Source organism: Syntrophothermus sp. (assembly GCF_013314835.1).
In the GTDB taxonomy this organism is placed as follows: domain Bacteria; phylum Bacillota; class Syntrophomonadia; order Syntrophomonadales; family Syntrophothermaceae; genus Syntrophothermus; species Syntrophothermus lipocalidus.
Window position 1 is genome coordinate 39,658 of sequence record NZ_JABUEX010000024.1, and the last position, 6,881, is coordinate 46,538.

The following is a 6,881-nucleotide window of genomic DNA, read 5'->3' on the forward strand; positions in this document are numbered from 1 at the left end:
GTGGTATCATGGGCCGGAAGTCTTTTGGGTTTGAGACTCCAGATACAGATCATAAATGTCCCTTTTCTTCAAACCGTATTCCCGAGCCTTCATTTTGAAGGCTTCTTTTTTTTCTATTCCTTTTTCCATCAGCTCTTCGATTTCTCTGAGCAGTGTTTCTTTGGCAACCGTTTCCTGTTCCTCGCGATAACCTTCTACGACCAGGGTCAATTCGCCTTTGCAAGGATTTAACATAAAATGCTCTTTGAGTTCGGCTGGGGTGCCCCGTACGACTTCTTCGTGTACCTTGGTCAGTTCCCTGGCCACCGCCAGTCTTCTTGCCCCCCATATCTCCTCCATGTCCTCCAGGGTCCGGGATAAACGGTGAGGCGCCTCATAGAGTATAATAGTTCTGTCTTCTGAGGCCAGCCGCTTGAGAAAAGCTTGGCGCTCACTGGCTCGAGCCGGTATAAACCCTTCAAAAACAAAACGAGATGTATCCATGCCCGATATGGCCAGGGCCGCCACCAGGGCTGAGGGCCCAGGCACTACTTCAACCTTAATCCCCTCGGCCAGCGCTCTCTTCACTAAAAGCTCGCCCGGGTCCGAAATGCCTGGCATGCCTGCATCCGAGACTAGGGCTATACTTCGTCCTGATAGCAGCATGTTTATCAACCAAGTTTCCTTTTCGCGCAGGTTATGCTGGTGATAACTGGTCATACGGGTTGTTATCCGGTAGCGTTGCAATAGTTTGGCTGTGCGCCGCGTATCTTCGCAAGCGATAATGTCGACCTTTCGCAGCACTTTAATCAGACGAATACTGGCATCTTCGAGGTTACCGATGGGTGTTGCACATACGTAGAGGGTTCCCATCAGCGCTCCTCCCCGTAATAAAGGCTTATCACCTCGGAAGTATATATCCCCGTATCTTCGTAGATTACTAACGGCGAAAGAACCGTTACCCCCGGCTTGGCTCCTTTTGTGCCTTCAGTCAATACCAGGTTGGCCGGACGTCCCTGGTGTGGGTGCACCATGCGAATCCTCTTGACCGGAACCCGGTATTGATGGGACAAGCGGATAACTTCATCGAGACGTGCCGCTCGTTGGATCAAGGCCAGTTTTCCTCCAAGCCGCAAAAGGTATGCGGCTGCCCCTATAACTTCTTCCAGAGTTACAACCACCTCGTGGCAGGCTGCGGCAACCTCTGGGTCTTCTGGCAACAGCCCTTCTCCGATCCTCCAAAAGGGCGGGTTTGCCACAACCAAGTCAAAACCCCCTGCCGGGAAGATCTCGCGCACCCGGCGAATGTCACCCTTAATAACTTCTATGTTATCCTCAAGACCGTTAAGTTTGACTGTACGAACAGCCCGATCCCACAGGCTGTCCTGCACTTCCAAGGCTTTAATACTACAGCTCTTGTCTCTTTGTACCAGCAAAACCGAAATGACCCCACTGCCTGCCCCAAGCTCACATACCTGACTCCCACGGCCGAGCGTCGCAAAAGCCGCCAGCAACACCGCATCTACGGAAAAACGGTACCCTTTTTTTCCTTGAACAACCCGCAGGTTATCCCGAAGAAGATCATCTAAAGTCTCATCTTCCCGACAATTCATTTTGACCACCACTCTTTGCTAAGAACACCACGCAAAACAAGCACTCTTCTTCTCGCACCCGTCCGTAAGCCATAGGACAGACGTGATATCCCTCCAAATACAAGTCTACCAGGTTTTGTCCATCTCCCACCGTAGCTCTTGTATCGGTTTCGCCGGAAGCAGGTACGTTCAGTCTTTGCTCTAAAAGACTGACCCTCTCCCTGAGTTCTGAGAGTTCCCCTAATAACTCCCATAAAAGAAGTTTAAGTTCATTCATCCTTTTCTCCATCAATTGTGTTCGTACCTCCCCCCCCTCCAGCTTCATAGGTCTCTGATTCGAACTTGAGACAGCACATTAAGCGGCCGCAGATCCCAGATATCTTGGTGGGATTGAGCGATAAGTTTTGGTCTTTAGCCATTCGTATTGACACCGGTTCAAAATCCCCCAAAAAAGTTGCACAGCACAGCACCCGGCCGCAGGTTCCAATCCCCCCCAGCATTTTTGCTTCGTCGCGGACTCCAATCTGTCTAAGCTCAATCCTGGTACGAAAAACGCTGGCCAGATCCCGTACCAGTTCCCGGAAGTCAACTCGGCCTTCCGCCGTAAAATAAAAGATTATCTTTCCCCGGTCAAAGGTGTATTCTACGTCGATCAGGTTCATGGGTAAGCCGTGTTCCTTGATTTTTGCCTCGCAGATAGCGTAGGCCTCGACCTCACGTCTTCGGTTGTCCTCCGCCTGCCTCATATCTTGTTCTGTAGCCTTGCGGATAACATTTTTCAAAGGCAGAACCAGCCTGCCTTCGTCCACTTCTCGGCGGCCGATAACCACTTCCCCAAACTCTATTCCCCTAGCCGTTTCTACTATTACCTTGTCTCCTACCTTGAGTTCCACGTCCTCTCCGTTAAAGTAGTATATCTTCCCCGCCGGTTTAAACCTAACTCCAACCACGACCGGCATCTCTACTCCTCCTTAACTGCCCGTCTAATTTGAAACAGAATATTCAAGTTTATCAACAAAGGATTGATATTGCGCCCGAGCAGGACGAGCAAACCGCTCATTTCCTGCAGAACCCTTTTTACCCGCTCAACCTTGACCGGTAACTTGGTAGCCAGGTTCATATTTTCGGGAAAGACCAGCATCCTCTGATCCTTTGTTTCGTGGTATACGGCGATATCTCTCAGCAATACCTCCATGATGCTGAAAAACAATACGCGTTTAATCTCGTCTTTTTCCAGTTCTTGCGCTTTTCTTAAAAGTATCAACTCCCCGCCACGAGCCATTTCTAATAAAAAGTCCCGTCCGTGGAACAAGGATTCCCCTAATTCGGGAAAGTCTGCGAAAAGGCGAGCTCTCTTCAGGCTGCCGCGAGCCAGACGAGCTGCCAAACCCGCTCTGACCAGGTCGGTTCCCTCCTGTAAAAGGGTTTGCTCCAGAAGAGGAACCGGCAAAGGATTAAACTTTACCTCTTGACAGCGAGATCTCACCGTCGGCAGTACGTCCGCTTCGTCGCTTATCAAAACGATAACCGCATAGGCCGGGGGTTCTTCCAAGGTTTTCAGCAGCGCGTTTGCGGCTTCCATGGACAGCAAATGTGCACCGGGAAAGAGCGCTACGCGGTAAGAGGATAGGTACGGGTGGTAAGCCAGCCATTCTTCTAGACGCCTTACCTCGGTAATGCTCACCTTAGAGCTAGTCTTTCCCGCCACAAACAGATCAGGATGGTTCTCTCTTTCCCAAGTTCTGCCGCCTGCAGCGGCACCAGCTTCCAGAAGAGAGCAGGCAAAGGCCGTCGCCGCTCGCGTCTTACCTATACCCGGAGGACCTACGAACAAGTAAGCGTGAACAGGTGAACCTTGCTGTAAAACAGTCTGCAAAAAAGACACCGCTTTTTGTTGCCCCACAATCCCTGCGAATGCATCCATTCTTCCTAATGTCCCTCGAAACACAGTTCTCTCTCAACCTAAGAGATCTACCAGAAGCCCCCGTATCTTGTCCAGAGTAGCGAGAATCTCATCCGGGGTTGTCTTGCGAGATACGAAACTTTTCAACAGTTCTTCTGTCTCGGTATCTACCGTGCGAACAGTCACCAAAAGCGAACTGCCTCCCCGCCGAGACATCCCCTTCTCTTCTCGCAGGAGGTAAGCCCGTTTGGTGGCTTCTTTTAAAAATTCCTTTACCATTTGCCGGTAACGCATCAGATTGGAAAGATCCAGGCTCTTGGCTAGCTTGTCAGCCATTTTATCAATCTCTTCCAGCAGTTCTTGCATCCTTTGGTAGCAGTAAGACTCTTCTCTTTCCTTAAGGCTTTGCCCGAATTTGCTGTTAGCCCCTTCGACTCCCTTAGCAGAGACAGGTTCTCCGCTTCGGGTATAATCAGCCGTTTTTCGCCCGTGTTCCTCAATCCTAACCACCATATCATCCTTCTCAGTCTTTAGATTTCTCTTTCTCAACGTCGGTCGAGGCGGTGCAATTCGAACGACGCAAGCGTTCTAAAACCCGTTTCAGTATCTGCTCGTGAACATCTTCTACCTGAAGTGTGGCGTCCACGACCATTATCCGATCCGGTTCGGACCTGCTCAGAGTCAAGTAACCCTCTCTCACTGCCCTGTGAAAACCAATCCCTTCTCTCTCTAGGCGGTCGAGCGGCAGTTCCCCCCTTCGTGCTATACCCTCTTCTGGGGGAAGGTCGAGAAGTATTGTAAGGCACGGCATCAATCCCCCGGTAGCAAGAAGATTCAGCCGCTTCAAAAATTCTATGTCCATTCCCCGCCCGTACCCTTGATAAGCTATCGTAGAGTCCACGTAGCGGTCGGCTATGACTACCTTCCCCGCATCCAAAGCCGGTTTGATAATCTCGGCTACTAATTGGCTTCTGGCAGCCGCGTACAAAAAAGACTCTGCTGAGGAACTGATATCTTGGTTTCGCACGTCGAGCAGCAGCTCCCGGATTTTCTCCGACAAGGGAGTACTTCCTGGCTCCCTAACCGCTACGACTGAAAATCCGACATCCATCAGTTTCCTATATAAAAGTTCTACTTGGGTAGTCTTGCCTGCTCCGTCGATTCCTTCAAAGCTTATAAAACATTTTCTATGCATGACCAGTTCCTTTCCGGGCCACAGACCTTCATGACTCTCATCCGAGTCACCACTAGAGAATGAAAATGCGACTGTGGAGGAGTGTTAGCCAGGTCGCTCCGAGACTCCTCGCCTGGCTAACACACCCCCTCGGCACTATTTTCCGCCCCTGGTGCTTACATTCTGAAGGTTAACGTTTGTCCAACTCATCGACCACGTACAGGTAGTTTAGCTCCGGGTCTTCCGGCCCTTGAATGCGAGCCCCGCTGTTCTTGAGAAACACCAGGTAATCATAGGCCTCAGGCGTTACCTGTTCCCCCGGTACGAGACACGGTATACCAGGCGGATAACCGGCCACCATTTCAGCGGCGACTTCTCCCACCAGCTCGGACAGCTTAACCTTTCTCTTGCGCGCAAAAAATGCCTGCCGGGGCGTCAGTACAGGTTGAGAAACAGGAGGAACCGGTACCCGGGGTCTTTCCCCTTTGCCGTCCATCCTGTAATCCGCGCTGATACTCACAAGAGCTTTATGCAGGTGTTTCCAATCATCCTCATCGTGAAACATCGAAAACATGGCCAGAATGTAGTCTCTACCTGCCATTTCCACTTGAATCCGAAACCGCTCCCGGAGTATCTCCTCTAGCTGGTATCCGGTCAAAGGGAACCGGTCTATAACGACTAAAACCTTTAACCCGTCGTAAGCTTTCACTCCCGGAACAGATAGAAACTCTTCCCCGGGGCAGTCCATTCCCGGTATGGATCTGATCGCCGCCCGGTATTTCTCTGCCCAGCCCAAGGCCCGCTCCAACGCATCTTGCCCCTGTTGTTCCATGAACAAACGGGCCAGGTCCAAAGAAGCGAGCAAAGGATAAGACGGGCTTGTAGTGGTCAAATAATCAAAAGCCTGTCTCAACTCCCGTCTTCGTGTATAGCCAGCTCCCAGATGCAAGGCTGCCCCCTGGGTCAAAGCAGGCAAAACCTTGTGCATGCCGTGCACTGCTGCCGCGCACCCCAAAGACAATGCAGGAGCCGGTAGCTTTGGATGAAAACGGAAGTGGGCTCCGTGAGCCTCGTCCACTAATACCATCTTATCATATGTACCTGCTATCTGTACGATAAGTCCTACATCGGTAACAGTACCGTAAAAGGTAGGCGCCACCACGAACACACCAGAAGCGTCGGGGTGGTTCTCTAGCAGGCGGGCTATCTCTTGTATCCGTGGTCCTACCTCGATCCCCCAGGGTTCCATGACCTCGGACTGGTAATAAACCGGCACTGCTCCGGACAAGACTAGTCCGGCCAGGAACGAACGGTGCCCGTTCCTAGGCACCAAAACCGGCTTTCCCTCTTCGCAGGTTGCAAGGAACAAAGCCTGAATACCGGAAGTCGCACCATTAACCAGAAAGAAACTTTCCTCCGCCCCAAAGGCTGAAGCTAAAAGCTCTCTTGCCTCTTTTATACAGCCAGTAGGTTCATGCAAATCGTCTAATCCAGGAATCTCCGTAAAGTCGAGAGAACCGATATCCTTGAATTCTTTCGACCAAAAGCCGCATCCCCCTGCATGTCCCGGCATGTGTAATAAAACGTTACGTTCTTGCCGGTAGCGAACCAGGGCTTCATAGATGGGTGCACGGCCCTCCAACATAAGCCTTCCCTCCACCACTAACCGCAAAGTTGCATTTCCCTCCCGGTCCTTATTAAATATTACTCAACTGGCACGCACATGTAAAAAATTAGCGCAAACACCGTTGCGCTATTCCCAAAGTTTTTTTATGCGATTCAACATTTCCTCGTAATCCGGGGTCCCCACCTGCAATCTCATTATCACCGCCTCACATCCACGGCAGATGAATATCCCGTTTATCAAGTAGCCTCCTCGCAGCCCCTCTTCCGGTACCTCATCACAAAGCTTGCAACGAGGCAACACTTGCCCTTTCCTGGCACAATTTTTCGCGAATACCGATTTTGCCTGCATCTTTTCAACATCCTTACTCAAGGTTTTTTTTAGTGTAACCCCTCGTTTTCTTTAGCATACTTCAATCAGGCCGTATCCTACAATATGCCGTTCGGCCCCGAAATGTACACAGTCCTTTTTCTGCCCCTCGCAAATCAAAAAACCCAGCGTTTAGGCTGGGTTTTAGAAAATAGATCCTGGCAGCGACCTACTCTCCCGCGTTAGCAGTACCATCGGCGCTGGAGGGCTTAACTTCCGTGTTCGGTATGGGAACGGGTG

At 51.0% G+C, this 6,881-nt stretch carries 8 protein-coding genes, 1 rRNA gene and 1 pseudogene; all 10 read right to left on the reverse strand.

Features of this window, described 5'->3' with window-relative positions; translation table 11 throughout:
- Positions 1-6 precede the first annotated feature (6 nt).
- On the reverse strand, positions 7-852 hold the full coding sequence (rsmI, locus tag HPY90_RS08900) for a 16S rRNA (cytidine(1402)-2'-O)-methyltransferase (RefSeq protein WP_287193755.1): 846 nt from the start codon (positions 850-852) through the stop codon (positions 7-9).
- Positions 852-1,592, reverse strand: coding sequence for a tRNA1(Val) (adenine(37)-N6)-methyltransferase (locus HPY90_RS08905; RefSeq protein ID WP_013174262.1), 741 nt, complete (start codon positions 1,590-1,592; stop codon positions 852-854). The genes rsmI and HPY90_RS08905 overlap by 1 nt, the downstream gene beginning before the upstream one ends.
- Positions 1,573-1,860, reverse strand: a complete 288-nt coding sequence (locus HPY90_RS08910) for an initiation control protein YabA (RefSeq protein WP_242649126.1) — start codon at positions 1,858-1,860, stop codon at positions 1,573-1,575. The genes HPY90_RS08905 and HPY90_RS08910 overlap by 20 nt, the downstream gene beginning before the upstream one ends.
- Positions 1,861-1,891: 31 nt before the next feature.
- Positions 1,892-2,530 (reverse strand): annotated as a pseudogene (locus HPY90_RS08915) (PSP1 domain-containing protein); the annotation flags it as partial.
- 2 nt (positions 2,531-2,532) lie between these two features.
- Positions 2,533-3,495 carry a DNA polymerase III subunit gene (locus HPY90_RS08920; RefSeq protein ID WP_287193762.1) on the reverse strand — a complete coding sequence of 321 codons (963 nt, stop codon included), beginning with the start codon at positions 3,493-3,495 and terminating at the stop codon, positions 2,533-2,535.
- A gap of 33 nt (positions 3,496-3,528) precedes the next feature.
- Positions 3,529-3,987 (reverse strand): YaaR family protein, encoded by a 459-nt coding sequence (locus HPY90_RS08925; protein ID WP_287193764.1) that lies wholly within the window; start codon positions 3,985-3,987, stop codon positions 3,529-3,531.
- A gap of 10 nt (positions 3,988-3,997) precedes the next feature.
- Complete coding sequence (gene tmk / locus HPY90_RS08930) at positions 3,998-4,669, reverse strand: dTMP kinase (RefSeq protein WP_287193766.1); 672 nt, start codon at positions 4,667-4,669, stop codon at positions 3,998-4,000.
- Between the two features lie 169 nt (positions 4,670-4,838).
- Positions 4,839-6,293, reverse strand: coding sequence for an aminotransferase class I/II-fold pyridoxal phosphate-dependent enzyme (locus tag HPY90_RS08935; RefSeq protein ID WP_287193768.1), 1,455 nt, complete (start codon positions 6,291-6,293; stop codon positions 4,839-4,841).
- Positions 6,294-6,401: 108 nt separating this feature from the next.
- The gene (locus HPY90_RS08940) at positions 6,402-6,623 is read right to left on the reverse strand and encodes a sigma factor G inhibitor Gin (protein WP_013174255.1); all 222 of its coding nucleotides are present in this window, start codon (positions 6,621-6,623) and stop codon (positions 6,402-6,404) included.
- A gap of 174 nt (positions 6,624-6,797) precedes the next feature.
- Positions 6,798-6,881: ribosomal RNA gene (gene rrf / locus HPY90_RS08945) — 5S ribosomal RNA — on the reverse strand; the annotation flags it as partial.